This window comes from Nesterenkonia flava, from assembly GCF_031432335.1.
Classification (GTDB): Bacteria; Actinomycetota; Actinomycetes; order Actinomycetales; family Micrococcaceae; genus Nesterenkonia; species Nesterenkonia flava.
Genome location: NZ_JAVKGT010000029.1, coordinates 12,846 through 39,252 on the forward strand (window position 1 = coordinate 12,846; position 26,407 = coordinate 39,252).

Consider the following 26,407-nt stretch of genomic DNA (forward strand, 5'->3'; position numbering starts at 1 on the left):
GGTGGGGTGAGGATCAGGTGTAGAGCGAGAGCGGCTGGAACTCTCCGTTGAGGAAGTGGGCGCCGACCTCGAGCTTCTTGTAGTCCACCGGATCATGCAGCGAATGCGTGCGAATGTTGCGCCAGTAGAGGTCGAAGCCGTGCTTGGAGGCGGTCGACGACGTCCCCGTGGCTTCGAAGATCTGGTGGGTGAGCTGGGTGGCGACATCCGAGGAGATGACCTTCAGCTCCGCGATCTCAATGGCGAGCTCCCCGCGGATCTGCGTGGTAACCCGAGCGCCCAGGGCCAGCACCTCGTCAAAGCGGCGGTTGACCTTCTCCGCCAGTGCTGCCACGGCGGCGGTCTGGGACTTGAAGTCGCCCACCAGGCGCTGGACGAACGGGTCGTGGCGGTACTTCTCCGCGGTGGAGAGGAACCAGGCGTTGGGGCGGGCGTTGATCAGGTCGCGGGCCTTGTTCAGCGCGCCCTCGGCGATGCCGAGGTAGAGGTTGCCGAAAGCCAGCTGGATCCCGGGGGTCACCAAAGAGGAGTAGGGCTCATCCGAGAGGTAGCCCAGCACATCGTTGCCGGTGATACGCACATCCTGGTAGGTCACCGTGTTGGAGGAAGAGAGGCGCTGGCCCAGGAAGTCCCAGTCGTCCACGTAGGTCACGCCCTCACGTCCGTTCTCCAGCACGAAGGCCAGGATGCGACCCTCCTCCGGACCGGCGGTGATGCGGGCGTTGACCAGCAGAGCGTCGCCGACGGCGGAGCCGGTGGAGTAGCGCTTCTTGCCGTTGAGCACCCAGCCCTCGCCCTCTGGCACCAGGGTCAGGTCGGGGTCGGTGGGGTTGACCGAGTCGCCCCAAATCCACTGGCCCTGCACCGTGGCGCGGAACCACCGTTCACGTTCGGCCGGGTCGGTGATGGTGAAGACAATATTGCCCTCGTTGACGTAGTGGTAGGCCAGCAGCTGGGCGATCGAGGCGTCTGCGCGGGCCAGGATGCGCACCACCGTCAGTGCGGTGGACCAGTGGCCACCTCCTCCGCCGAACTCCTGAGGCACCAGGAGGGTCACCAGGCCGGAGTCCTTAAGGAGCTTGGCCTCGGTGTGTGGGGTCTGGTTGGCGCGGTCGCGCTCGATGGCGTCGGCCGCAAGGGTCTCGGCCACCTGCTCAGCGATCGCGCTCCAATGCGCAAGCTCCTGGGCGGTAGCGACGCCGGCGTCGTCCCAGTGCGAGCGCGGAGTGCCGGCTGCTGCTGTCTCGGTCGGTGCAGTGCCGGGCTGGGCTGTGCCGGGCTGTGCTGTCTCGGTCTGGGTGGTCTCAGGCTGTGCTGTCTCAGTCATGGAGGACTCCTTCTCAGGCCGTGGTGGTGTCGGGCTCGCCGACGCTCCACAGCCGCACGGGTTCGGTGCCGTTGACGCGATAGTCCCCGGCAATGCGGGCCTTGTAGACCCAGGGGTTGTGGCTGGTCACGGTGCGGGCGTTGCGCCAGTGCCGGTCCAGCCCCTTGGAGCGGTCGGTGCCGGAGGCGCCCAGCGCGTCGAAGATCCGCGCGGTGGCCTCCAGGATGGGCTTGTGGAGGGCCACCTGGGCGCGACCGGTGGCGAGCTCGATCTCGTTCGCGGCCGCCAACTGGGTCTGGTCGCCGGCCTCACGGGTGGCGAAGGCGGCGTCGAGCAGACGTGCGGTCTCCAGGACCTGGGCCCGGGCCAGATGCGCGACGGCGTCGACCTCCCCCACGGCCTGGAGCAGCTGCGGGTCGGTGCTGGGGGTCGCGGTGTTGGCGTGGGTGTAGGTGCGGCTGCGGGTGGACAGGGCGGCGGCGATGTCGCGTGCGGCAGCCTCGGCGATGCCGGCCAGCACGATGAGCAGCACGTGCTGGTAGAGCGCCGTCTGGTAGGGGAACCGGTCGCTGAGCAGCCGCAGCTCATACTCGGCGACCTCGGCGTCCTTCAGCACCATGGAACCGGAGGCGGTGGTGCGCTGACCCATGCCGTTCCAGTCGTCGCTGATGGTGACCCCGGGCTGCTCGCGGGCGACGAGCACGCCGAGTTCGTTGCCCTCCTCATCGCGGGCGGTGATGTCCAGCCAGTCGGCGAAGATCGACCCGGTGGTGTAGTACTTCACGCCGTTGACCACCGGGCCCTGCTCGGTCTGGGAGACCACGGTGCCGGAGCGGTGGAAGGCACCTTTGCCCGGTTCGGTCCAGCCGTTGCCGGCCAGTTCGCCGCGGCCCAGCCGCTCGAGCCACCGGCGGGCACCGTCGTGGCCCTCGCCGTTCCACAGCGCATCCTCCTGGATGGCCAGGTGGCCGCGGATGGCCTGGGGGATGTTGCTGTCCTGAGCGGCCAGCTCCACGAGCACCTCGGTGGTCTGCACCCAGTTCAGGCCCAGCCCGCCGAGGGACTCCGGTACGCGCAGGCGGCCGATGCCCTCGGCGGCCAGGCGGCGGATCTCCTCGGTGGGAAGCGTCCGGTTCAGCTCGCGGGCCAGTGCGCCCTCGCCGGCGGCGCTGATCGCCTCGGCGAGCGCCTGCGGAACGGGCAGGGAACGGTGGGCGGGCAGGGGAAGAGACATTCTGTATTCCTCCATCGTTCCTGGCGTTAGCACCGACCCTCAAAGAGGGGGTTGCTGCGACGTCTTCGAGCCAGGTCTCTCAGTCGCTCTGGATGGTCAAAGCTGTTCACACTGTAGCCTCCATCCGCCGCAGTGAACCAAATCGTGAACATTGAGCTGTCATTCAGCGTCATCTATCGCAGAGTTCGCCGGGCGCTGTTTGATGAGGCAAGAGACGTCGTCGTACTGTTGAGGCGATCCACCATCCCGAGCGGTCGAGAGATCTGGCTCTTTGACACCGCAGCAACCTTCACCCGTGGAATCCCACGCCGGTGACAAGGTGCTACCGCCAGAAACGATGGGAGAACATTGAGCAGCACCCCCGACCACCCTGGCGCCACCCTGCGCTATGCCGCGAACGATCAGATGCAGCAGGCCGCCGTGGAGCGGATTGATCCGCTGTACGCCGATGTGCACGCCTGGCCAGAACCCGAGAAGCACGACGACGACGCTCGCCTGGACTTCTGGGCGCGGGCTGCGACCCTGCTGGACTGGGAGACCCCGTGGGAGACCACCCACTCCTGGACCCCGCCCAGCCGCCAGGCCCGCCGGGGCCCGGACATGCGCTGGTTCGAGGGCGGGCGGCTCAACGCCGCGGTGAACTGCGTGGACCGCCACGTAGCCGCCGGGCGCGGTCAGAAGGTGGCCCTGCACTTCGAAGGAGAGCCCGGAGACCGGGTGGACGTCACCTATGCGGACCTGCAGGAGCGGGTTAATCGGGCCGCCAATGCGCTGGAATCGCTAGGCGTGGGGCACGGTGACCGGGTGGTCATCTACCTGCCGGTGCTCGTGGAGACCATTGTCATCACCCTGGCCTGCGCCCGGATCGGTGCGGTCCATCAGCTGGTCTTCGGCGGGTTCTCCGCCGAGGCGCTGCGGTTCCGGGTGGAGGACACCGGAGCCAAGCTGCTGGTCACCACCGATGGTCAGTACCGCCGCGGTGCCGCCGTGCCGGTCAAGGCCAATGCTGATGCCGCCGTGGCCGGGCTGACCGTGGACGCCGGCGGCACGGTGGAGCACGTGCTGGTGCTGCGCCGCACCGGCAGCGAGATCAACTGGACCGACACCGACCTCACCGGCGACGGCCTGGGCCGCGACGTGTGGTGGCACGAGGTGGTGGACACCGCCTCACCGGTACACGAGCCGCAGTTCTTCGACGCGGAGAACGAGCTGTTCATCATGTACACCTCGGGCACCACCGGCAAGCCCAAGGGCCTGGTCCACACCACCGGCGGCTACCTCACCGGTGCACTGTTCAGCTACCTGCGGCTCTTCGCCCACCCGGATCCGGCCCAGCGCGACGACGACGTCCACTGGTGCACCGCCGACCTCGCCTGGGTCACCGCCCACACCTATGAGATGTACGGTCCCCTGGCCGCCGGCGCCACCCAGGTCATCTACGAGGGCGTGCCGAACGTGCCGCATCCCGGCCGGCACTTTGAGATCATCCAGCGCCACCGCGTGACCAGCTACTACACCGCTCCCACCCTGGTGCGTTCGCTCATGGGCTGGTGGCCCAAGGGCGTGCCCGGAGAGTACGACCTCTCCTCGGTCCGCCTGGGCGGCACCGTCGGTGAGGCCGTGAATCCAGAGGCTGCCCAGTGGCTGCGCCGTGAGATCGGCCGCGACACCCGCGATGCCCAGGGCCGCCCATCCCTGCCGCTGGTGGACACCTGGTGGCAGTCGGAGTCCGGCTCCACGGTGCTCTCCCCCCGCCCGGAAGCCACCGCCTTCACACCAGGCTCCGTGGCCCAGGACATGCCCGGGTGGAAGACCGCCGTCGTCGACGAGTTCGGCACCCCCACCGGCACGGATGTCCAGGGCAACATCGTCATCACCCGGCCCGGGCCCTCCATGGCCCGCACCGTCTGGGGCAACCCGGAGCGGTTCTACACCTCCTACTGGGAGAAGTACGTGGATGCCGAGAACGGCCGCGGCTGGTTCCTCGCCGGTGACGGGGCCCGCCGCGATCAGGACGGCAACATCTGGATCCTGGGACGGATCGATGACGCCATCAACGTCTCCGGGCACCTGCTCTCCACCATTGAGATCGAATCGGCCCTGGTCACCCATCCGGACGTGGTGGAGGCCGGCGTCGCCCCCGTCTATGACCCGAAGACCGGCCATGCCGCCGTGGCCTTCACCGTGCTTTCCGCCGCCGCGCAGCAGCGTCTGGCCTCGCACCCGGAGCAGGAGGCTCAGCTCATCGAGACCCTGCGCGGACATGTGGCGCAGGTGATCGGCCCGGTCGCCAAGCCTCGCACCGTGATCCCGGTGCCCGAGGTCCCCAAGACCCGCTCGGGCAAGATCATGCGGCGGCTGCTGACCCAGCTGCATGATGGCCAGCGCCTGGGAGACACCACCAGTCTGCAGAACGAACCCTGCGTGCCCCAGATCCAGCGGATCTGTCAGGAGCGCGGCACAGCACCAACCAAGGAGAAGAGCCACGTATGAGTGATCGGCAGTTCGGTTTCCGCACTCGGGCCCTGCACGCAGGTGCAGTCCCGGATGCCACCTACGGCACCCGCGCGGTGCCCATCCACCAGTCCACCTCGTTCGTGTTCAAGGACACCGACGACGCCGCCAACCTCTTTGCGCTGCAGAAGTTCGGCAACATCTACTCCCGCATCGGCAACCCCACGGTGGCTGCGCTCGAGGAGCGCATCGCCTCCCTGGAGGGCGGCATCGGCGCGGTGGCCACCGCCTCGGGCATGAGCGCGGAGTTCCTGGTCTTCGCTGCGCTGTGCCAGCAGGGTGACCACATTGTGGCCAGCTCCAAGCTCTACGGCGGCACCATCACCCAGCTGGACGTCTCGCTGCGCCGCTTCGGCATCGAGACCACGTTCGTGAACTCGGATGAGGCCGCCGACTTCAAGGCCGCGCTGCAGCCCAACACCAAAGCGATCTTCACGGAGGTCGTGGCCAACCCCAGCTCCGACGTCGTCGACCTTCCGGGTCTGGCCGAGGTCGCCCATGAGCACGGCATTCCGCTGGTGGTCGACTCCACGCTGACCACCCCGTATCTGCTGCGGCCCATCGAGCACGGCGCGGACATCGTCACCCATTCGGTGACCAAGTTCCTGGGCGGTCACGGCACCACACTGGGCGGTGTGATCGTCGAGTCCGGAAAGTTCCCCTGGAACAACGGCAACTTCCCGCAGATGACCGAGGAGGTGCCCTCCTACGGCGGCCTCTCGTGGTGGGGCAACTTTGCGGAGTACGGCTTCCTCACCAAGATCCGTGCCGAGCAGCTGCGCGACTTCGGCCCGTCCCTGACCCCGCAGGCCGCGTTCCAGCTGATCCAGGGCATCGAGACTCTGCCCCAGCGCATGGTGGAACATGTGGCCAATGCGCAGAAGGTCGCCGAGTGGCTGCAGGCCGATGAACGCGTGGACTACGTCAACTACTCGGGCCTGCCCGGCCACCCGCACCACGCCCGCGCCCAACAGCTGCTGCCCAAGGGCACCAGCTCGGTATTCAGCTTCGGCATCCGCGGCGGCCGCGCCAACGGCGCAAAGTTCATCGAGAACCTGCAGCTGGCCTCGCACCTGGCCAATGTGGGCGATGCGCGCACCCTGGTGCTGCACCCGGCCTCGACCACTCACCAGCAGCTCACCGCCGATCAGCTCACCGCGGCCGGCATTCCCGAGGACCTCATCAGGATTTCTGTGGGCCTGGAAGACGTTGAGGACATTATCTGGGACCTCGATCAGGCCCTGACTGCGGCTCTGGAAGGAGCAGAATGATGACGACGGCGACCCCCGCTGAGAACACTGCCGAGCACCCCAACGGCCTCTGGGAGGAGCCGGGTCCGGCCCGGCGCCTGCAGCTGCTGCGCGATGCCAAGTCCGTGGCGATCGTGGGCATGTCCAATAAGCCCGCCCGCGCCAGCTACTTTGTGGCGACCTACCTGCAGTCCGACTCCTCGTACCGGCTGTACTGGGTCAACCCCGCCCTGGTGGGCAAGACCGTGCTGGGCGAGCCCGGCTACGCCTCGCTGAAGGATCTCCCGGAGGCACCCGACATTGTGGTGGCCTTCCGCAAGCCCGATGATCTGCCCGATCTGGCCCGCGATGCGGCCGAGGCCGGGGCGAAGACCCTGTGGGTCCAACTGGGCATCCACTCGGAGGAGGCCATGCAGGTGGCTACCGATCTGGGGCTCAATGCGGTGCAGAACCGGTGCATCAAGATCGAGCACGGCCGGTTCCACGGCAATCTTCACCTGGGTGGGTTCGACACTGGGGTCATCAGCGCCAAGCGGCAGATTCGCGACTCCACCTGAGCAGCAGAACCAGTGCGGCCTCTACGGCCACCGAACCGGGGCCGTTCAGCGGGAGGCTTCGCGCAGCAATCTGCGCAACTCCTGGCGAGAGTGCAGGCCCAGCTTGGAGAGCGCATTGCCCACGTGGTATTCCACGGTGCGCACCGAGATGACCAGCTCATCGGCGACCTCACGGTTGGTGCTGCCGCGGGAGACCAGCACGGCGATCTCACGCTCACGCTGCGAGAGGGCGGACAGCGCGGGGTGCCGTGCTGCCTCCTCCAGACAGATGAGGGCGAACTGGTCCGAGCCTGCCCCACCGTCCGCGGCGTCTGCTCGTGGTCTGATCTTCTCCATCAGCGCGGTGGCCTCAGCCAGCAGCGAGGCCGCCCCGCATGTCTGGAACAGCGAGGCGGCCCAGACCAGCAGTTCCAGCACGGCACTGCGGTGTGCCCGCAGCAGCTGGGGGTGCTCGCTGAGCAGGGTGGCCATGTCCAGGCCCAGCAGCGCCCGGTATAGCCGGCAGCCTCCGCTCTCCCCGGCGGGCTGGGTGGGCCGCAGTGGGGGCTCCGCATCGAAGAAGCGCAAGGTGGTGGTGAAATGCTCCATCGCGGCGGCGGGTTCCTGTCTGCTCCAGGCCTCGAATCCGCGCATATAGTCCAGGATCGAACCGTGCCGGTCACCCAGTGCAGGCACATCGGCGACCAGTGAGCGGATGAGACCGGGTAGCATCTCAGGCCAGCCCGCGTAGTGGAGTTCGCGGGCCATCAGCGCCATGGGCTCGACGCCGATGGCCCACCAGCCTCCGGTGGAGTCCCGCATGCTCATCAGACGCTCGCCGGCGGCCGCATGGTCTCCGGAGGACAGCGCCGCCCAGGCTCTGACCCAGTCCAGGGTGGCCCCGGCCACCGGACCGGGGTCTGCAGTGTGCTCGAGCTGGGCGATGATGTCGGCGACTTCATCCTGCTGGCCACGTGCCGCAGGGACCAGTGCGCAGGCGGTATAGGCAGCCAACCCGGTAGCGTCCTCATTGGCCTCCAGAACCATCCCTGCTGCTTCGCTGGCATAGCGGTGGGCGTCCTTCCAGAGACCCGCCCCGAAGAGCACAAAGGCCGCCTGGGTCTTGGCATGGATGACGAAGGAATGCACCTGGGAAGCAGAGGCGGCCGGAAGCAGCTCTTGGTAGGCGGCGCGTGCGTCCCCGATCTGGCGCAGGCGGATGCCCCGGGCGGCCAGCAGGCAGGAGCGGACGAATTAAGTGCCCGGGTAGCGGGCGAGGCGTTCGATGAGAATGGTGATCTCCGTGATGATCGTCTGGGCTTCCCCGGCACCTTCGGTGTTGAGCACGTGCCACAGTTCGACGAGGCCACGCAGTGCGGCGGCATAGCCCAGCTCCCAGGCAGGCGGTTTCCGGGCGGGGTTTTCCGAGAGCTGTTTGGTGTGCTCGTTACGCAGCCTGTCCTCGAAGCTCTGGAGGGCAGCCAAGGTGCGATCATGCAGTGCGTCGGCTCCGACCACGGTACTGCGCATGGCAAGGTGGCCGCCGGTATCACAGACCGCTTGGGCATATGTGGGAAAGGTGTCGGCGTAGGGGTCCAGGTCCTTCTGCGCCTCGAGTTCGACCAGTGCCTGGTGGGGATCGTTGCGTTCGAGGGCGATGAATGCCAGCAGCGCAGCCCGGGCCTGCCCCAGTGGAAGGGCACGGATCGCTGGCTCGAAGCTCACCACTCTCCTCAGCTGTCCGGTAGGCACCGCGGCCAGTGCGAGTTTGGCCAGTGTCTCCTCGGTGGGCATCACCTGGGCCGCCAGGGAGATCTGTTCCAGGGTCTCATCGAGGTCCCCGCTGCCCCAGAGTTCGGCTGCGGAGGACATCAACTCCTGGTGCAGGCTCCGGTGAGCGTCGTCGCCGGCCAGCCGCACAGCGGGAGCCCGGTGCCGGAAGGCGGCGAAACGGTCGCTGAGCGGGACCAGCCGCTGGTGGATCTCAGCGACCTCCTCCGGGGTGAGTTCCCCGAGCAGTGCCCGTGCGACTGCACAGTACTCGATGGTGTAGCCGAAGCTGGTCTCGTCCCAACTGACCACCTTGGTGGCCATCAGATCGGCCACATCCACTGGGCCTCCGACGAACTCCTCCAGCATGTGCCGGGTCAGCGGACGGGCAGCGACGGCGAGCAACTGCAGCAGCTCACGGGTGCTCCCCTCCGCCTCGACGGACTCGGCGATCTCTTGCCTGAAGGCCTGCAGTTCGTCTCCGGCCAGCGCGTGGTCGCAGGCGGCGTCGATCCCGCGCCGACCGAGCGGGGTCCTCAGCAGGTGAGCGGCCACCGTTTGCATATACCGCGGGAAACCATCGGTACGGTGACGCGCCTGGGCGGCGATCGCCTCAGTCACCGGGAAACCGACGGCGTGGCTGATCAACGTCCGAACCTCCGCGGTGCTCAATGGGTCGAACGCGATGTGGAGTCCGTGCGGGCTGGCCTGGGCGAGTCGGATCAGCCGGTTGACCCCCGGGCGCCGACCCGTATTCGGGCCAGGGCTCCAGGGGCTCCAGCGCCTTACGGACCAGGGCCGTCTTGCCGGCGCCGGCGACTCCCTCGATGACGACAAACCTGGTGTGACCGCGACGCACCTCTTCGGCGGCATCGCGGATACGACTCAGCTCCTCGGTCCTGCCGACAAAGGAATGAGGCTCTCCCACAGGGTCCCCCGCTCTCTGGTTGCTTCGGCGGCTGGCCCACGGCGGCCGGCCGGCTGATGCATGCCGATACCACAATCGGCCAATACGGTGAAACGTAGCGTAACCGGGGTTTCTGCAAATACCTCAGTTTGCACTGTCTCACCAGGTGATCTACCCAGTATTTTCTACAGAGTCAAATCCGCGGCCACACTCGGTGGAAGCCACGCTCCACAGGAGAAGCCAGCACCCTGCTCCACGCTACCAGGTAATTATTACCGGCATGAAAAATACCCCTTATATTCTACCTGGTTAACATACTCTTTCTACTGTTTGAGTAGTTACTTCGGTCTTGTTTTTGTTTATAATCGCCGTAATCTCTGTTTTTGAGGCTAGCCGTTCGGCTTGCGCACCTCCACCGCAGAAGAAAGCAGGGGACCATGTCAGAGACCATCGCAGCCACCACCAACTCACACTCCACACACCGTCGGCGCAAGATCCAGGCTGTGCTGGCAGCAGGCGCCGTACTGGGAATCGGTGCGGCAGTGACACTGGCCAATTGGAGCGATTCGGTGTTCACCCAGGGCCAGTTCGGCTCCAGCGCCTTCGGCCTGGAGGGATCGGCCAGCGGAGCCGCTGAGAGTTTCACCTCGCATGAGGACGCCACCGATGCCGTCTCGCTGCCCTTTGACGCCGCCGATATGGCTCCGAACTCCACGGTCTACGCTCCCTACTGGGTGCGACTGACAGCTGAGTCCACTGTGCCCGGAGTTATTGCCGGCGAGGGCGGGATCAGCATCGAGAGCCCGGCTGGCAACCCGAATACCGGCAACCTCGGCTACACCGTCTATGCCCTTGACTCAGACGGGGCCTGCGACACCTCCGGCGTCGCCGGCGCCACGGCGATCGCCAGCGCAAACACCTTCGCCAGCGGCCCCGCCTCTGGGCCCGGATCTGAGACTCTCGCCCCGGGCGAAGACTCAGCTGCCGGTGAAGCGGTGCAGCTGTGCTTCGAGGTGACCGCCGGTGAGGACCTGGTCCAGGGCGAGACGACGAATGCTCTCTGGACGATCACCGCCACCAGCGTCAATGACTGATGCCCGGCATGCCGTCTGACCAGGATCCGGTCGTGAGCCAGAGCACCTTCCGCCGGCGCCGTCGTCGGCGGAAGGTACAGGCTGTACTGGCTGCTGGTTCGGTGCTGGGTGTGGGGGCCGCGGTCACTCTGGCGAGCTGGACCAGCTCGCAGTACACGGAGACCACCATCAACGCAGGAACGTTCGTTCTCGAAGGCGCCGTCCCCGGCGGGGAGTTTCTCCCCGCGCCGCTGGAGTCCGCGCATACACTGGTCTTCACCGACGCCGCTGCCATGCACCCGGGCAGCACCGGCTACGCAGCCTTCAGTGTGCGCACTGCTTCCGGGTCAATGGGAGGCGAAGTGAGAATCCAGGCCGCCGAGGAGAATGTCGCCGGCCTCGGGCAATGGCTCACCTATGGTGTGGCGCTGATCGAGGATCCGGCTGCATGCCACGCGGCCACCTTCAACGCCGGCACACAGATCGTTCCTCGTGGAACCGCGGTGAGCACAGGCTCGCAGAGCCCTGCGTCGGTGGCTCCCGACGGCGGCTCCGTGGCACATTTCTGCCTGGAGATCACCCTGCCGGAGGAGGGCGTTCCCAATGAGGCTCAGGGCACCTCGGCCCATGTGACGTGGGAGTTCCGCGGTTCCAGCGTGGAGTCCTGATGCAGCCTGTCAGTGCCGGACTGATGCTGCTGGTACCGCTGTTCCTCGCGGGTGCGGCTCCCGATCCCCCGGAGTTGGAGCACCTTCCTGAACGCGTCGACGTCGACGTCGTCCAAGGGGCATACACCACGTTGACTGCGATCTACGATCAGGATCTCCGCTCCAACCTGGTGCCCGGGGAGATCGCTCGCTGGGATGTGGGAGTGCAGGTTGATCCCCCTGATCCGGGGTCTGTGCTGCTGGGTGTAGCCGCAGATGGTGATTTTGCGGTCGAACTCACCGTCTACTCTTGTCCCGAGCCGTGGCTGGACGCCCCCGGCAACCCCATCCTGCCGCGCGAGAACGCCTGCAGCGGAGATGTGGAACTGGTGGTCGAGAACCATCCGGTGCAGCCGGACGGGAACGTTGCCTGGATCGGCAGCTTCCCCACTGATCAGCAGCGGTGGCTGAGGGTGCTGACGTGGATGCCGCTGGACACCCCGGATGAGGCGCAGAACTCGCAGACCACCGTACGGGTGCATGCCTCGGGGACCAGCGACACCCCCGGGGACGATCCTGCTCCTGATCCCAGCGATCCAGCAGACCCTGGGATCTCTATAGCCCCAGGGGACGGTGAGGCTGGCGATCTCTCTGCCGGGGCCCCGGCCTCTCCCCGGCCCGGAGCGCTGGCACAGACCGGGTGGCAGCTGGCGCTGGTGCTGGGGCTTGCGCTGGCCTCGACATTGCTGGGCTGGATACTGCTGAAGAGCCGGCACCGGGAGGCGGGATGATGGCTCGACGTCTGGCTGCTGCAATGCTGACCGCGTGTTTCCTGGTGGCAGGCGGGGCCGCGCTCGGCCAGTTCCCTGCCCAGCACGCCGCCCGAACCTCTGGGGCCCCCGTCGCAGCCGTGGAATGGACCGAAGCCTCCTGGGCAAGCGGTCAGACAGCTTCGAGCGACCTGACCGCGGGCGCCCTAGAAGCTCCTCGGATCACCAACTGCGAGAACCTGGGTCTGCTGGGACTCACCGGCCCGGTACGGATCAGCTGGGCCCATGAGGCCTCGGAGATCTCCCACCATGGGTACGTGATACAGATACGCCGGCAAGGGGTGCTCGGCCCGGCGGGTGTGCTGCACGAGTTCGAGGTCGACGACCCCGGCGCCACACAGTACGTGCTCACGGCCGGTCTGCTGGAGGTGATCCGTGACCTCCTCAATCTCGGGGCGACATACACGGTCACTGTGGCAGCGAACGGTCCCGGAGAGTGGATTTCTCCCCTGTCGAATGAGCAGCGTTTCCATGTCGTTGCAGGCCTGATTCCCGTATGCGGATCAAGTTGATGGACCGTCCGCATCATGCCAGAAGGATCCTTGCGGAGGTCGGCATGTGGCTGCTGGCCGGCCTCGGCGTTGTCGTCATGGGGCTGGTGGCTGCCGCCTATCTCTTCAACGTCTCGTTGATGATGTTCCGCACCGGCTCCATGGAACCGACCATCCCCGTCGGCGCTGTCGCGGTGGTGCGGGAGATTCCCGCCGACCAGGTGGAAGTCGGTCAGATTCTCACAGTACAGCGGCCGGATCACCTGCCGGTGACCCACCGTGTGACCGCCGTGGAACCGGGTCCGGCCCCTGCGCAGCGCACGATCCGTATGCAGGGGGACGCCAACACCACCGAGGACGCGATGCCCTATGTGATCGCCACGGGCGGGGAGGTCCTGTTCTGGGTTCCCGGCGGTGCGCAGATTCTCAGCGCTCTCGGCACTCCCTACGCACGAATGGGAATCACACTGGCTGCTGCTGGGTTCGTCGGCTGGGCCTTCTGGCCCCGTCGTGCGGAACCTGCTCCTGGTCCTCCCGTGAGGGCGGCTCCCCGGCACGCCGCTTCATCTTCCCGGCAAGACCGATGAGCCGCCGCTCAATCCAATGCCAGGTGCGGTGCGTGACGAAGATGGCGTCGAAGGCGAGCATCGCCAGGGAGAACCAGGGAAGCCCCATCATCACTGCGATTCCCCCGTGGAGCAGGATCACTCCGAGGATCGCGAGACGGCGGGTGAGCGGATGCAGCAGGCCGACTGCAAAGAACAACTGGACGTACACCGAGAAGTAGGTGGCCACGGTGAGGATGTAGGGATTGTCGTACACCAGGGCGTTCAGCCACGGGTAGACGGCATACTCGTGCAGCGCCAGTGGGTAATAGAGTGCCGTCCCTTCCTGCCAGAGGTTCCCCTGGACCTTGAACAGGGCAGAAGCGGTGTAGAGGATGAACAGCTGGCAGGCCAGCGCGATGAGCGCCGCGTTGTGCAACAGAGTGGTGAACCAGCCGGGAAGGAACGGCGCCCCGTACCAGATCCGCTCCCAGAGCGTGCGCACCCCCCGTTCCTGCCCCAGACGTCGCCGTCGGGCATCCAGTGACCAGTGTGCGTTAGTGGTCATGAGTACCATGAAAGTCAGTCCGATGCGGGCAATGTTGTCACCTTGGTCGCCGACGGTGTCCGCGCGTTCCACCAGGGCTGCCAGGCCGATCACCAGCAGGATGGTGCTCAGCCTGGTGCGCCAGCCGAGGATCACGGCCACTGTCAGCGCTATCAGTACCAGGTACTGGGCCGTGAAGAGCAGCGGCCCGCTGCCCTCGTAGAGTCCCAGCAGGGCACCGAAGTCCGAGTTCTCACGGAAAGGCTCGGCCCAGAACGAGCCCGGTCCCCACAGCACATGGCGTGCGGGGAAGTTGCTGAGCAGCAGGCCCAGGACGGCGACGCCGACCAGAACCCGGGTGGCCGAAAGCCCGTAGAGCGCATGCTTGTGAAGTAGCAGCCATGCCTGTCCCCGCTCTGTCCACGAGCCGATGGCACGCCAGACCGCAGCGCCGGATTTCACCGCTGAGACACTCACGGAGACCCCTCCAGCCGGTCGAGGTAATGGTCGAAGAGCTCGAGTTCCGCGCTCGTGAGCTCGGCCGGGGCGCGCCAGCCGTAGTCGCGGTAGGTGCGGTTCTGCTCGTCGAGATCTTGTTCGTGCCGGTTCTCCCAGGAGGGGGCAGGCCTGGTGGAGGTCCGATACTGCACATGGATCACCGGTCCGTCCACAGTACGTTCTGCCACTGCGGTGGCGATCATGGTCGCGGATCGGTCGGCCTGCATATACCGGTCCACATGATGAGCTCCGGTTCCTCCCTCCACACTGAGTAGGCGGGAACGTAGGGTCTCCACCGGGGTCTCGACGTAGTTGGCCTCGAGCCAGCTCTCCTGGTCCTCGTTCATGGTGGACCGGGCAGAGTGCATTCTGTCGGCCAGCCGACGGGTGATCTTGGATGTGCGGCTGCCCAGAGGGTTGCCGGCGACGATCTGGTCCTCGATCTCCACCAGGTCGATCCATTCGGTGGTGAGCCGTTCGCCGTTCTGGTCCTCGGTGAGTGCCCGCACTTCGAAGGTCACCGCCGTGCGGCGCGGATTGGGCGCGAAGATAGACCAGTTCTGTTCAAACCAAGGCATCACGTAGGAGCGCAGGGTGTCGTTGCCCAGTTCTTCGCGGATGGGCGTCATAGGAGCCACCCATAGGGCGATGAGCAGGCTGTGGATGACGACGACAGCGATGACGGGGACGCTGAGCAGCCGTGCTGCCTGTGGCAAGGCACGCAGCTGGCGGCGCTGCTCATGAGGAGCAGCGCCGCCGCTGGTTGAGAGGTTTTCCGACACGCAGTCCAGGTTAGACCGTGTCACCTCTGCGCCGCTTGCCGGCGATCAGTGTTCCTGCACCGAGGAGCATGATCAGCCCAGCCGCGATGGCCAGGGCGGTGCTTCCGGCACCGGTGGCGGCCAGTCCGCCGCTGGGCTTTCCACCTGCCGCAGCCACTCCTGTGGGCTCAGCAACGGTGAGACTAGCGCTGGCTGAGGAGTCTGGGTCGTGGTCGTCGGTGGCAGTCACGGTGAGCACGCCCGGATCGACGCCCTCAGGTACCGTCCACTCGACAGTGAACTCACCGTTCTCATCAACCTCGATGCCCTCGATAGTACCGATGACATTGCCATCCTCATCGGTGATCTCCACTGTCACGGTAGTGCCCGGATCAAAGCCTTCACCTTCAACAGTGACGGTGTCACCGGGATTAACGGTGTCTGGCTCGACAGTAATCGACGGGTCCCCAGTCACACCATCCTCAGTACCGTCGTCGGTGCCATCCTCGACACCATCCTCAGTACCGGCCTCAGTACCGTCGTCGGTGCCATCCTCAACACCATCCTCAGTACCGTCGTCGGTGCCATCCTCAAAACCGTCTTCGGTACCGGTCTCAGCACCATCGTCAGTGCCATCCTCGGCTCCGTCATCGGTACCGTCCTCGACGCCATCCTCGACACCGGTCTCAGCACCATCGTCAGTGCCGTCCTCGACGCCGTCGTCAGTGCCATCCTCGGCTCCGTCATCGGTACCGTCCTCGACACCATCCTCGACACCGGTCTCAGCACCATCTTCGGTGCCGGTCTCGGCGCCGTCGTCAGTGCCATCCTCAACACCATCCTCAGTACCGTCGTCGGTGCCATCCTCGACACCGTCTTCGGTACCGGTCTCAGCACCATCGTCAGTGCCGGTCTCGGCGCCGTCATCGGTACCGTCCTCGACGCCATCCTCGACACCGGTCTCAGCACCATCGTCAGTGCCGTCCTCGACGCCGTCGTCAGTGCCATCCTCGGCTCCGTCATCGGTACCGTCCTCGACACCATCCTCGACACCGGTCTCAGCACCATCTTCGGTGCCGGTCTCGGCGCCGTCGTCAGTGCCATCCTCGACACCATCCTCGGTACCAGTCTCAGCACCATCGTCAGTGCCATCCTCGACACCGTCTTCGATACCAGTCTCAGCACCATCGTCAGTGCCGGTCTCGGCGCCGTCATCAGTGCCATCCTCGACACCATCCTCGGTACCGGTCTCGGCGCCGTCATCAGTGCCGTCCTCGGTGCCAGTCTCAGCACCATCGTCAGTGCCGTCCTCGACGCCGTCGTCAGTGCCATCCTCGACACCATCCTCGGTACCAGTCTCAGCACCGTCCTCGACGCCGTCTTCGGTGCCGGTCTCGGCGCCGTCGTCAGTGCCATCCTCGACACCATCCTCGGTACCAGTCTCAGCACCATCGTCAGTGCCATCCTCGACACCGTCTTCGATACCAGTCTCAGCACCATCGTCAGTGCCGGTCTCGGCGCCGTCATCAGTGCCATCCTCGACACCATCCTCGGTACCGGTCTCGGCGCCGTCATCAGTGCCGTCCTCGGTGCCAGTCTCAGCACCATCGTCGGTGCCGTCCTCCACACCGTCTTCGGTACCGGTCTCAGCACCATCGTCAGTGCCGTCCTCGACGCCGTCGTCAGTGCCATCCTCGACACCATCCTCGGTACCAGTCTCAGCACCGTCATCAGTGCCGTCCTCGACGCCGTCTTCGGTGCCGGTCTCGGCTCCGTCGTCAGTGCCGGTCTCGGCTCCGTCGTCAGTGCCATCCTCGGTGCCAGTCTCAGCACCGTCATCAGTGCCATCCTCGACACCGTCTTCGATGCCAGTCTCAGCACCATCGTCAGTGCCGTCCTCGCCGCCCTCATCGGGCTCGCTGACGGTGATGGTGGTGGTGGCCGGAGTCTCCGAGACGTCACCGACTGCGGTCACCTCGGTCGCCCCGAGCGCGTAGTCGGCCGGAATCGGGAGAGCCGCGGTGAAGCGGCCGTCCTCATCGGTGGTGGCCTCCACTGCCTCTGCTCCAGGAATACTGACCGTGACTGTCTCCTCAGGCGCGAAGCCCTCGCCGGTCACCACGGTCTCGCCGCCCTGCTCGACAACGCTGGGAGCTGCAGAGATCGACGTATCGAAGACGACGTCGGTTCCGCGAACGGTGGAGGAGGCCAGGTTGACCTGAGCCAGGGTCGCAGTCGGCAGCAGAGTCACCTGCACGGCACGGACAGTGGATGTCCCCGCTCCGAGGTCACCTTCAGCCGGCTGCGCGTTCACGGTCACCCCGACGACCTGGTTCACAATACCCAGCAGCGGGCCGACAACCTCGGTCGCCAGCGGACCCGTAATGCCATCTACCAGATCTTCCAGATCAGTGAGTACATCGAGCGAATTCCCGACGAGGCCCAGGACCAGGTTGAAGACCAGGTCACCGAGTTCGTCCACATCATTCAGCCCAAGGGCTGTGAGGAGGGCGCCGACGATACCTGAGGAGTCAACAGAGACCACGTTCTCGGCAGTGCCGTCGAGCAGGTCGCCCAGGGGCGCGTTCAAGCTGATGGACACACTGCCCGCCAGAATGATGTCCAGGACGACGCCCACGCTGAGTGACGTGGCACCGATCGTGTTCTCAAGATTCGTCACGATCTCCGTCACCACATCGGTCACAGCCTGAGTGATTCCATCACTGATCGCTGCCACCACGGGACCGCTGAGCAGCTCGGAGTTCGCCGGCATCTCGTTGAGGTTCGGCAGGTCCGGGTTGGCTGCGAGCAGGGTCTCCAGATCCACTGTCACCGCACCGGTGGTCAGGTCCACAGTCACGCCGCTGCTCTCGCCCACCACGTCATCCGGCAACAGTGCCGAAAGGTCCGGCGGGGTGAACCCTACCGTGGTGTTCAAGTTCAGGAGGGCGAGGTTGAGCTGCGCGTCCAGGGCCTGCTCGATGGAGCCCGAAAGCCCGTTGAGGGCCGTCTGCAGATCGCCCACGGTTGACAGCAGTTCGGTATAAACCTCACCGATCGCGGGGCTCTGCAGATTCAGCGTGGCTCCGGCGACCTGATAGTCCGTCACCGGGGTGGTGCCATCAACCTGCTCGATGCTGGAGGACAGCGCCCCCAGGTCAAGGCTGAGATCGTTGATCAGCACCTCGGTGGTGCCGTCGGTGACCTGGGAGAGCAGCTCGCTGAGGTCCACCCGAGCATCAGCGGGGAACTCATCGGAACCACCGATGGCAATCGCCCCCTGATCCGACACAGCGCCGGAAGCAGCGCGTGCGTCTCCGCTGGACTGCGCCTCGGCGTACTGGTTCACAGCGCCAAGCTGAAGCACTCCATTGGGGCCGAACAGCTGTACGCCGCCTCCAAGGTCGACAGCGAGCGCATTGAGCGCCTCGGCGCCCAAGGGGTTGGTGACCACAGGGTGGTCACCGCTGGGGTTCTCTGCCAGCGCTCCGTTGATCTCCACTACGTCATCGAGGTTGATGCCCAAAGCCGAGCCGCCCAAGAACTTGCCGAGCGACTCTGAGACATCATCAGGTGCCGCCTGTGCAGGCCCGCTGCCCGCCAGCGTGAATCCTGCGGCCAACACGACGCTTGAGGCATAGGCCATCCATCGTTTGAATCTTCCCGGCGGAGGCGCGGATCTGTCTACGGACGGCGCATGACGCATGAGGTCCCCCTTGTGTCAGTTGGTACACGAATCCGGCGGGCAGGGAAAATCCACCAGCCGTAACGCCCATGCAAGCACATTCATCAGGCTGCATCAAGGATTTTTCGAGGGAAAATTATGCTCTATACCCCGCGTTAACTACTGAATTAGCATCACCGTATGTTCTACCGGGACACTAGGTAAGATGACGCAAAACACCTGATCAGAACAGGGCATACAATTCTCGAAAGCCAGTAATATTGCGCAGATCACAGCCCAAAGAGGAGCATAGGGCCTTACAGCGAATGCACAGTAAATAGAGCCCGCAGGGAGGAGAAATTCACAGTGCTCTCACTGACCGGCGTGGGCGCGCAGCAGCTGCCGGACCTCTCGCCGGGAGTCCAGGTTCAGCTTGGCCAGCAGGTTGCTCACGTGATAGTCAACAGTGCGCACGGAGAGCTTCATGGCCTCGGCGATCTCCCGGTTCGTCTCTCCCTCGGCGATGCGCAGCGCCACCTGCTTCTCCCGCTTGGTCAGCTCTCTGAGGAGGTCGTCTCCGGCAGATGTCGGGGCAGAGTCTGTCTCCGGCTCCAGTGAAGCCGGGTCGAGCGTATGTACCCCGTCTCCGCGGGTGGGGGCGCTCACCCCGGGATGATCTTCGAAAGCGGCCACAACGCAACATGCACGTTCCAGCAGGGCCTGGGCTCCACAGCTGCGGAAGACGGTGATCGCCCATTCAAGATTCTGCCGCGCCTCCTCACGCTGTGCATAGATATCTTGCGGACGCTGAATGAAGAGTTCTGCCATATCCAGTGCGAGGATCGCCATCAGAAGCCGGAATGCTCCGCCCTCGTAATGCGGCTGAGCAGACCGAAAAGGCGGCCTCTCCACGAACCAGCGCATGGTGGCCACCAGATGCCTCCAAGCCCCCCGGGTATCGCCGTCGCTCCAGGCGGCGAACCCCGCCAGGTAGTTCACCGCCACAGTGTGCGACAGCTCGGGGGACAACGGCGTATCGCCGGCGAGCACAGAGCGTAGCACCTGCGCCCCAAGGGTACGAGCCTTGGCGTAATACGCGGATCGGGCAAGCAGGAGCATCGGTTCGGGCCCGATGGACCACCACCCTCCCTGTTCATCCCGCATCCGCAGCAGATGGCGCAGGGCTTCCTCGTGGTCCCCCAGCCCTCCGACACGGCATGCGCAGACCCAATCGTAGATGGAGGCAACGAGCGGACCGTAGCTCATCTTCACCCGCCCGAGTTCATCGATCAGCGGGGCCACCTCGTCCCACCGCCCTTGGAAGCCACGGGTCAGGGCGACCACCGCATAGCTGATGAGGCTCGCCGACGATTCTCGGCTGAGCAGAGCCCGACCCGCGGCCCGCGAGGCCAGGTTCTCCGCCTCCTCCCAGTATCCGGCGCTGAAGAGCAGCAGCGCCAGTTGAGTCTGCATGTAGAGCAAGAAGTGATGGGGGACGGGGAAGTCGACCAGTTCCAACAGATCGGGGTAGATCTCATCCCGCTGGCCCAACTGCATCAGGCGAGTGGCGCGCATGGCACGAAGGCCGGCCGTGTACACCTCAGTGCCGGGGATCTCCTCCAGCTCCTTGAGCAGGTTCTCCATCTCAGTGACCGACTGCTTCAATCCCTCGGGATCCCGTCGCGAGAAGCTCTCCCACAACCGGATGAACGCTCGGACCCCGCAGATTCTGGCCCGCAGGGGCTCGGCAGCTGCATCACACCGCCGCTGGCACAGATCCTGCTCCCACGCGGTGAGCATCTGGACGGCGCGCTGGCCCGGGGTGCGAAGCTTCCAGTGCGCGTGATGGAGCGCGAGGTGCATCCCCGTCTCCGCCACAGCCTGCGCATACACCAGCGCTCCGATCTCGGTGTGGTCGGCGCCTTCATGGGTCTCCAGCGCCTCCAAAGCGCCGGTGAGATCGCCCTGGCCCAGCGCCAGAGCAGCCAGGGCTCCCTGCCGCAGCAGGCTGCTGGGCAGACTGCGCAGAGCAGGCTCGAACTCGACCAACCGTTCCAGCCGCCCCAGCGGCAGGGCAACGTCAATCATGTCTGCCAGCGCGACCTGGTCCGGTCGCAGCTGGGCACAGGCATAGTAGCTGTCGAAAGCCGACTTGAGATCGCCGCGGCTGAGCGCCTCGCCGCCGGCCTCGCGCAGCCGCAGCATAACCGGTTCCAGCGCTTCCTGCTCCTCCTGGGTGCGCAGAAGCTGAACGCGGTACGCCATCGCCTCGGCGGGGGCGACGGCGGTGAGCGTCCGGTGCACCTCGGCGAGATCCTCCGCGGAGCAATGGTCGAGCAGCAACTGAGCCACCACCGCATTCCGCGGCGCATAACCCAGCACCGTGTCGTCCCACCGGGCGAGCCCGGTCTCCAGTAGGGCGCTGACGTCGACGGAGGTCTGCACCGCAGCATCGAGCTGGTGCCTGGTGAGCGGAGTCCGGGCGGCGGCAAGCACTTGGAGCAGGCGGGCGGTCAGAGCGTCGACATCCTTGAGGATCTCTTCGACCGCACTGCGCATTCTCAGCCAGTCAGGCCCCGATCGCATGGCCCGCAGCGCCTCGCTCAGGCTGCGCCGTCCCAGTGGGGTTGCCGCAAGATGCCGCCCGAGGGCTGCGATGAGCAGCGGGTAGCCCGCTGTCTCCTCGTGCACCTGCTGGACCAGCTCCTCGCTCAGGGGCGTGCGGAGGTAGGTGGAGAGAAGCTGCTTCGTCTCTGCGGTCCCGTAGGGCTCCACCGCGACATGTGTCCCGTCGAGATTCGTGCGCACATAGTCAGAGAGCCTCCTGACCGGCACCCGGGTGTTCACCTGCGCGACAAACACCATCAGAATAGGGGCCTGCTGCAGGGAGGAACACAGCCGCAGCAGAACCTGCGCGGAAAGGTCGTCGACTTTGTCCAGCCGGGAGACCATGATCGCGGTGGGTTCTTCCACCTCGGCCAGTCCCTGCTGGGCAAGCTCCACCAGATCATCGGCTGAGGCGTCCGCGGAGCATGAGAGACCGAAGCTGAGCAGAATATGCCGGATCAGGTACCCGGGCATGCCACAGTGTTCATCGTCGAGCACGACGCTGAGCTCGTTCCATTCTTCGCACGCACGCAGAGCACTGCCCACCAGCGTGGATTTGCCGGTTCCCGCACACCCCTCGACGAAGACCACTTGGGTGCGACCCGCCCGGGCACGACCGGCGGCCTCTTGGATAGCTGCGATCTCCTCATCGCGTCCGATCGCCTGAAGCCGCTTCTTCATACTTGGCTCCTCAGGTAAGTGATACCCCCAGGATACCCGTAGTGGTCTTCTAGAGCGCCTTGAGCTAACCAGGCATTTTATAAAGAACCCCGTACTCCGGCCCCGTAGTGCTCCCGGAGAGCACTCAGTCGATGAGGTCGTGGATCTGGATGACCTGGTCACGGCCCGGTCCCACGCCCACGGCGGAGAACCGCGTGCCGCTCATGCGCTCCAGCGCCAGCACGTAGTTGCGGGCATTCTCCGGCAGATCATCCAGGGTACGGGCACCGGTGATGTCCTCAGTCCAGCCGGGGAAGTGCTCAAAGATGGGCTTGGCGTGGTGGAACTCGGTCTGGGTCATGGGCATCTCGTCATGCCGCACGCCGTCGACGTCGTAGGCCACGCAGACCGGGATGTCCTCGATACCGGTGAGCACATCGAGCTTGGTGAGGAAGTAGTCGGTGAAGCCGTTGATGCGGGTCGCGTAGCGGGCCATGACGGCGTCGTACCATCCGCAGCGGCGCGGCCGGCCGGTGTTTACGCCGAACTCACCGCCGGTCTTCTGCAGGTACTCGCCCCACTCGTCGAACAGCTCGGTGGGGAACGGACCGGCACCCACGCGGGTGGTGTAGGCCTTGATGATGCCGATGGAGCGGTTGATGCGGGTGGGACCGATACCCGACCCCACGGAGGCGCCGCCTGCGGTGGGGTTCGACGACGTCACGAACGGATAGGTGCCGTGATCCACGTCCAAGTAGGTTGCCTGGCCGCCCTCCATGAGCACCACTTTGCCCTCGTCCAGGGCGTCATTGAGAAGGATGGTGGAGTCCACGACCATGGGCCGCAGCCGGTCGCAGAAGCTCAGGAAGTACTCAGCGATCTCATCGACGGTGATCGCGCGGCGGTTGTAGAGCTTGACCAGCAGCTCGTTCTTCTGGCGCAGGGCGCCCTCGATCTTCTGCCGCAGAATGGACTCGTCGAAGATGTCCTGCACACGGATACCCAGGCGACCGACCTTGTCCATATAGGTGGGGCCGATCCCGCGCCCGGTGGTGCCGATGGCACGCTTGCCCAGGAAGCGTTCGGTGACCTTGTCCATGGTCTGGTGGTATGGCGCCACCAGGTGGGCGTTGGCAGAAACCTTCAGCCGGGAGGTGTCCGCGCCGCGGGCCTCGAGCCCGTCGATCTCGTCAAAGAGCGCCTCAAGGTTGACCACCACGCCGTTGCCGATCACGGGGGTGGCGTTGGGCGAGAGAATTCCGGCAGGCAGCAGCTTCAGCTCAAACTTCTCCCCACCGACGACGACGGTGTGCCCGGCGTTGTTGCCGCCGTTGGGCTTGACCACGTAGTCGACCCGGGAACCGAGCAGATCGGTCGCCTTGCCCTTCCCCTCGTCGCCCCACTGGGCACCGACGATCACGATGGCTGGCATGAAGTGTCCTCTTTCGGTGGCGAACTGTGCTGACCTGCGTTGCTGAGGCCGCCCCGAGTCTACCAAGCGCGCCTACCTGACTCCGAGCAAGAGTCCAGGCCCCGCCCAGCCCCGATGAAACCCGGTGCCTAGCGTGGCGCCATAGGTACATCACAGAAGATCAAAGGTTCAGCTGCTGTCATCACCGGCGCTTCCTCCGGCATCGGCCGGGCCGCTGCGTTGCGGTTCGCCAAGGCGGGCGTCAACGCGCTCTCGGGCAGCATCCGCTCCCAACTGTTCCTGGAGAAGCTCGACGACGTCCATGTGGTCACTGTGCTGCCTCCGACCGTGGACACCCCGCTCTTCCACGAGGTGGCCAACTACACCGGCCGCCGAGTGGTGCCCATGCCTCCGGTCTACTCGCCCCAGCGAGTCGCCGACACCATCCTGATGGGCGCCAAGAAACCCCGGCACGAGATGCCGGTGGGCCAGGTGGCCCGCCAGATGATCATCCAGCACCGAGCCTCCCCCGACACCGCAGAGAAGATGATGGCTAAGCAAGTGGATAAGAAGCACCTCTCCCGCAAAGAACCCTCCCGCGCCAACACCGGCAACCTGTACGAGTCCGCACCCGAGGAGACCGCCGAGGTGGAAGGCGGCTGGGGCGGACGCAATCGCCAGCCGGACGCCGGCAGGAAAGGCCCGCAAGAAGGCCTTCGCCAAGGTGCGGGGCCGCTGATGGGCCTGCTCTCCACCGGAAAGAAGCAGGCGCAGCGCTTAAAGGGCGCCCAGATGGTCACCGATTTCGAGTGCTCCATCAACGCAGTCCGTGCCGCGGCGAGCTTTCTGCGCGGGGACGATCACGGGGCCATGTCCACCGGACCGAGCAGCCGGGTGCTGGCCAAGCTGGCAACCCTGCCCCCAGCCCGAGCCCGTGCCGAAGCCTTCCTTGGCGCTGCCATGATGCAGGGTCTTGCCCTGGAGCAGGCGCGGGAGATCGACGTCGACCTCATCGACACGTGGGTCACCGAGCAGTACGGGCCCGGGCCGTTTCCCGCGGTGCTCATCGGCACTCCCAACGGAGCGGCCTATCACCTCTCGGCGGCCCTGGGCGTGCCATTCCTGCCGCAGACGCCTCTTGTCTCGGTCAAGGACAGCGGCACCCACGTGGATGACCCGGTCGAGGCGATGGAGGCACTGGCACCGACCGCGCAGCTGATTGCGCAGAATAATCCGCGGGTGAAGGTCTACCACATGCACGACCCTGCTCAGGATCGCCCCATGATGCAGCAGCTGGCCTTCATGCGCCTCAAGCGCCTATCCCTGGGGCCGGTCTACGAGCAGTTTCTGCGGGAGCGCCTTGCTCCCGGGGGCACCGTGATTCAGCTGGAGAACACCCGCGACTGGCGGACCACCTCCACCGGCGAGCGCACTCTGTTCCAGTTCGGCTGTCTGGGTGGGGTGCCGGAGGAGGAGTTCCACGCCAGCGGCGAGCGGATCGCCAAGTTCCTGGAGCAGAAGGGTCCTCCTACCGCCGCTGGAATCCGCCGAGTGCTGATGGCCGCAGCCCCGACGGCGAGTGGGGCTGGGAGCCGGCGCTCGAAGAGCGCATCGCTCAGGTAGCCGAAGAGACCGGCCTGCAGCGGCGACGCCTGGTGGTCAATGAACCCCAGGACGCCTCGGGTTTCGTGGCCGAGCTGTACCGCCACCGGTACCGCAGCATGGGGTGGGAGGACACTCGGCTGCTGGTCCAGACCTACGCGCATGTGGATCCGCGCTGGACCCTGAAGACCGGCTCAGTGCCGCTGTGGAACAGGTTCCACATGGATTCCGGTACCAGAAGGCCATGGAGGGCATTCCCGAACGCAAGCCTGCACCGGCTCCACTGACGGTGAGCCAGATTGATGAGTTCGCTGCCCTGGCCGCCGACGACGCATCCCGGTGGGCCACGCTCAGTGGCTAAAGGCCTAGCCCAGCCGGCCGCCGGAGGCCTCGAGGTAGCAGGCTGCGCACAGGGACTCGTACCAGACGTCGTCGCCGTCAATGGCCACCTGGTCGCCGTCGAAGATCATGCGGTCTCCGGTGCGGCGACTGTTGAAGAGAGCCTTCCGGCCGCAGCGGCAGATGGTCTTCAGCTCCTCCAGGGCGTGGGCCAGATCCATGAGCCGGGCGGAGCCGGGGAAGGACTGTGTGCGGAAGTCGGTGCGAATCCCGTAGGCGAGCACGGGGGTGTCGTCGAGCACGGCGATCCGCAATAGATCATCCACCTGCTCAGACGTGAGGAACTGCGCCTCATCCACCAGGAGACAGGCGACTGGCTTGGCCGCCGTCGGGCCGGAGTCCTCCAGCCCCTCCCACAGGGTTCCTGCGGGATCGGCGTCGCGGTGACGGTGAAAGAGGTCTCTCAGGCTGGCGCCCGCGGGAATGAGGAAGTCCACCTCCCGGGAGACGCCCAGGCGGGAGACGATGTGATCCTCCCCCTTGGTGTCCACCTGCGGCTTGGTCAGCACCACGCGCTGACCGCGTTCTTCATAGTTGAACGCAGCCTGCAGCAGTGCGGTGGACTTGCCGGAGTTCATGGCTCCGTAGCGGAAGTAGAGCTTAGCCACCGATCAGACCCGGTCGGGGACGGCGGGGCTCAGCCGCGCAGGGCGGAGATCTGCGCTGCGGCCTCGGGGTCGCAGTCGTTGAGGAACTTCTCGATGCGCACAACCTCCTCATCCTCTCGGATGGCCGTGGCAGCCTGGCCCAGCGAGGCCAGTGCGCGCAGGAAGCCGCGGTTGGGCTCGTGGCTCCACGGCACCGGTCCGGCGCCGCGCCAGCCGGCTTTGCGCAGAGCATCAAGTCCCCGGTGGTAGCCCACGCGGGCGTAGGCGTAGCCCTCCACGGTGTATCCGCCCTCGAGCGCCTCTTCAGCGAGCAGAGCCCACACCAGCGATGAGGTGGGGTGCTTAGCGGCCAGGTCCACGGGTTCCTCACCCGCTGCGAGGGATTCGGTGACTTCCGGCTCAGCCGGCAGCAGGGTCGGCTCCGGCTCCATCAGGTTCTTACCAAGCATGCTCATGAGCACATCCTACGCGCCCCGAGTTCTGAACTGAAGTGCAACGCTTTCGACTTGCCCGCGGCGATCCGTGG

General features: G+C 65.8%; 21 protein-coding genes and 2 riboswitches. Of the genes, 9 read left to right on the forward strand and 12 right to left on the reverse strand.

What is annotated here, in order from left to right; translation table 11 throughout:
• Positions 1-13: 13 nt before the first annotated feature.
• Together RH857_RS10615 and RH857_RS10620 are read right to left on the reverse strand one after the other, a co-directional pair.
• Positions 14-1,327, reverse strand: coding sequence for an acyl-CoA dehydrogenase family protein (locus RH857_RS10615; protein ID WP_310537949.1), 1,314 nt, complete (start codon positions 1,325-1,327; stop codon positions 14-16).
• Between the two features lie 13 nt (positions 1,328-1,340).
• On the reverse strand, positions 1,341-2,561 hold the full coding sequence (locus RH857_RS10620) for an acyl-CoA dehydrogenase family protein (RefSeq protein WP_310537950.1): 1,221 nt from the start codon (positions 2,559-2,561) through the stop codon (positions 1,341-1,343).
• An 8-nt stretch (positions 2,562-2,569) separates the two neighbouring features.
• Positions 2,570-2,660: riboswitch (SAM riboswitch) on the reverse strand.
• Between the two features lie 139 nt (positions 2,661-2,799).
• Positions 2,800-2,905: riboswitch (SAM riboswitch) on the forward strand.
• A 4-nt stretch (positions 2,906-2,909) separates the two neighbouring features.
• On the opposite strand from RH857_RS10620, the gene RH857_RS10625 reads away from it, so the two are divergent.
• Genes RH857_RS10625 through RH857_RS10635 form a run of 3 tightly spaced genes read left to right on the forward strand, consistent with a single transcriptional unit; the run spans position 2,910 to position 6,882 of the window.
• On the forward strand, positions 2,910-5,054 hold the full coding sequence (locus RH857_RS10625) for an acetate--CoA ligase (RefSeq protein ID WP_425573393.1): 2,145 nt from the start codon (positions 2,910-2,912) through the stop codon (positions 5,052-5,054).
• The gene (locus RH857_RS10630) at positions 5,051-6,346 is read left to right on the forward strand and encodes an O-acetylhomoserine aminocarboxypropyltransferase/cysteine synthase family protein (RefSeq protein WP_310537951.1); all 1,296 of its coding nucleotides are present in this window, start codon (positions 5,051-5,053) and stop codon (positions 6,344-6,346) included. The genes RH857_RS10625 and RH857_RS10630 overlap by 4 nt, the downstream gene beginning before the upstream one ends.
• On the forward strand, positions 6,346-6,882 hold the full coding sequence (locus tag RH857_RS10635) for a CoA-binding protein (protein ID WP_374761159.1): 537 nt from the start codon (positions 6,346-6,348) through the stop codon (positions 6,880-6,882). Before RH857_RS10630 ends, RH857_RS10635 begins: the two co-directional genes overlap by 1 nt.
• 45 nt (positions 6,883-6,927) lie before the next feature.
• Here RH857_RS10635 and RH857_RS10640 read toward each other — a convergent pair whose 3' ends face one another.
• The 3 genes from RH857_RS10640 to RH857_RS10650 all read right to left on the reverse strand — a co-directional run bounded on the left by RH857_RS10640 (position 6,928) and on the right by RH857_RS10650 (position 9,559).
• On the reverse strand, positions 6,928-8,010 hold the full coding sequence (locus RH857_RS10640) for a response regulator transcription factor (RefSeq protein WP_310537953.1): 1,083 nt from the start codon (positions 8,008-8,010) through the stop codon (positions 6,928-6,930).
• A 105-nt stretch (positions 8,011-8,115) separates the two neighbouring features.
• Positions 8,116-9,279 (reverse strand): hypothetical protein, encoded by a 1,164-nt coding sequence (locus RH857_RS10645; protein WP_310537954.1) that lies wholly within the window; start codon positions 9,277-9,279, stop codon positions 8,116-8,118.
• Positions 9,245-9,559: an ATP-binding protein gene (locus RH857_RS10650; RefSeq protein WP_310537955.1), complete on the reverse strand. Its 315-nt coding sequence runs from the start codon at positions 9,557-9,559 to the stop codon at positions 9,245-9,247. Before RH857_RS10650 ends, RH857_RS10645 begins: the two co-directional genes overlap by 35 nt.
• A gap of 416 nt (positions 9,560-9,975) precedes the next feature.
• On the opposite strand from RH857_RS10650, the gene RH857_RS10655 reads away from it, so the two are divergent.
• The 4 genes from RH857_RS10655 to RH857_RS10670 are packed head-to-tail and all read left to right on the forward strand — an operon-like array spanning position 9,976 to position 12,600.
• Positions 9,976-10,632: a SipW-dependent-type signal peptide-containing protein gene (locus RH857_RS10655; RefSeq protein ID WP_310537956.1), complete on the forward strand. Its 657-nt coding sequence runs from the start codon at positions 9,976-9,978 to the stop codon at positions 10,630-10,632.
• Between the two features lie 32 nt (positions 10,633-10,664).
• A complete protein-coding gene (locus tag RH857_RS10660; protein ID WP_310537957.1) occupies positions 10,665-11,279 on the forward strand; it encodes a SipW-dependent-type signal peptide-containing protein in 615 nt (204 codons plus the stop codon).
• Positions 11,279-12,049: a hypothetical protein gene (locus RH857_RS10665; RefSeq protein ID WP_310537958.1), complete on the forward strand. Its 771-nt coding sequence runs from the start codon at positions 11,279-11,281 to the stop codon at positions 12,047-12,049. Before RH857_RS10660 ends, RH857_RS10665 begins: the two co-directional genes overlap by 1 nt.
• Positions 12,046-12,600: a hypothetical protein gene (locus RH857_RS10670; protein WP_310537959.1), complete on the forward strand. Its 555-nt coding sequence runs from the start codon at positions 12,046-12,048 to the stop codon at positions 12,598-12,600. Before RH857_RS10665 ends, RH857_RS10670 begins: the two co-directional genes overlap by 4 nt.
• 441 nt (positions 12,601-13,041) lie before the next feature.
• Here the strand turns inward: RH857_RS10670 and RH857_RS10675 are convergent, their stop codons facing one another.
• From RH857_RS10675 to RH857_RS10695, 5 genes are all read right to left on the reverse strand, one after another.
• Positions 13,042-14,148, reverse strand: coding sequence for an HTTM domain-containing protein (locus tag RH857_RS10675; protein ID WP_310537960.1), 1,107 nt, complete (start codon positions 14,146-14,148; stop codon positions 13,042-13,044).
• Positions 14,145-14,951 (reverse strand): DUF5819 family protein, encoded by an 807-nt coding sequence (locus RH857_RS10680; RefSeq protein ID WP_310537961.1) that lies wholly within the window; start codon positions 14,949-14,951, stop codon positions 14,145-14,147. Before RH857_RS10680 ends, RH857_RS10675 begins: the two co-directional genes overlap by 4 nt.
• Before the next feature lie 10 nt (positions 14,952-14,961).
• Complete coding sequence (locus tag RH857_RS10685; protein ID WP_310537962.1) at positions 14,962-18,576, reverse strand: choice-of-anchor G family protein; 3,615 nt, start codon at positions 18,574-18,576, stop codon at positions 14,962-14,964.
• Positions 18,577-18,966: 390 nt separating this feature from the next.
• A complete protein-coding gene (locus RH857_RS10690) occupies positions 18,967-21,882 on the reverse strand; it encodes a LuxR C-terminal-related transcriptional regulator (RefSeq protein WP_310537963.1) in 2,916 nt (971 codons plus the stop codon).
• A 124-nt stretch (positions 21,883-22,006) separates the two neighbouring features.
• The gene (locus RH857_RS10695) at positions 22,007-23,293 is read right to left on the reverse strand and encodes an adenylosuccinate synthase (RefSeq protein ID WP_310537964.1); all 1,287 of its coding nucleotides are present in this window, start codon (positions 23,291-23,293) and stop codon (positions 22,007-22,009) included.
• 219 nt (positions 23,294-23,512) lie between these two features.
• Here RH857_RS10695 and RH857_RS10700 point away from each other — a divergent pair, with 219 nt between their 5' ends.
• Positions 23,513-24,895: a hypothetical protein gene (locus RH857_RS10700; protein ID WP_310537965.1), complete on the forward strand. Its 1,383-nt coding sequence runs from the start codon at positions 23,513-23,515 to the stop codon at positions 24,893-24,895.
• 184 nt (positions 24,896-25,079) lie between these two features.
• On the forward strand, positions 25,080-25,235 hold the full coding sequence (locus tag RH857_RS10705) for a hypothetical protein (protein ID WP_310537966.1): 156 nt from the start codon (positions 25,080-25,082) through the stop codon (positions 25,233-25,235).
• A 4-nt stretch (positions 25,236-25,239) separates the two neighbouring features.
• Here the strand turns inward: RH857_RS10705 and RH857_RS10710 are convergent, their stop codons facing one another.
• The gene (locus RH857_RS10710) at positions 25,240-25,881 is read right to left on the reverse strand and encodes a thymidine kinase (protein ID WP_310537967.1); all 642 of its coding nucleotides are present in this window, start codon (positions 25,879-25,881) and stop codon (positions 25,240-25,242) included.
• A gap of 29 nt (positions 25,882-25,910) precedes the next feature.
• Positions 25,911-26,336, reverse strand: coding sequence for a DUF3151 domain-containing protein (locus RH857_RS10715; RefSeq protein WP_310537968.1), 426 nt, complete (start codon positions 26,334-26,336; stop codon positions 25,911-25,913).
• Between the last annotated feature and the right edge of the window lie 71 nt (positions 26,337-26,407).

What these genes read in the sequence shown, in the direction of transcription:
- RH857_RS10685 (WP_310537962.1), bottom strand. Translation starts at nt 18,576, where the DNA reads ATGGCCTATGCCTCAAGCGTCGTGTTGGCCGCAGGATTCACGCTGGCG.
- RH857_RS10635 (WP_374761159.1), top strand. Translation starts at nt 6,346, where the DNA reads ATGACGACGGCGACCCCCGCTGAGAACACTGCCGAGCACCCCAACGGC.
- RH857_RS10615 (WP_310537949.1), bottom strand. Translation starts at nt 1,327, where the DNA reads ATGACTGAGACAGCACAGCCTGAGACCACCCAGACCGAGACAGCACAG.
- RH857_RS10690 (WP_310537963.1), bottom strand. Translation starts at nt 21,882, where the DNA reads ATGAAGAAGCGGCTTCAGGCGATCGGACGCGATGAGGAGATCGCAGCT.
- RH857_RS10665 (WP_310537958.1), top strand. Translation starts at nt 11,279, where the DNA reads ATGCAGCCTGTCAGTGCCGGACTGATGCTGCTGGTACCGCTGTTCCTC.
- RH857_RS10670 (WP_310537959.1), top strand. Translation starts at nt 12,046, where the DNA reads ATGATGGCTCGACGTCTGGCTGCTGCAATGCTGACCGCGTGTTTCCTG.
- RH857_RS10715 (WP_310537968.1), bottom strand. Translation starts at nt 26,336, where the DNA reads ATGAGCATGCTTGGTAAGAACCTGATGGAGCCGGAGCCGACCCTGCTG.
- RH857_RS10630 (WP_310537951.1), top strand. Translation starts at nt 5,051, where the DNA reads ATGAGTGATCGGCAGTTCGGTTTCCGCACTCGGGCCCTGCACGCAGGT.
- RH857_RS10695 (WP_310537964.1), bottom strand. Translation starts at nt 23,293, where the DNA reads ATGCCAGCCATCGTGATCGTCGGTGCCCAGTGGGGCGACGAGGGGAAG.
- RH857_RS10655 (WP_310537956.1), top strand. Translation starts at nt 9,976, where the DNA reads ATGTCAGAGACCATCGCAGCCACCACCAACTCACACTCCACACACCGT.
- RH857_RS10620 (WP_310537950.1), bottom strand. Translation starts at nt 2,561, where the DNA reads ATGTCTCTTCCCCTGCCCGCCCACCGTTCCCTGCCCGTTCCGCAGGCG.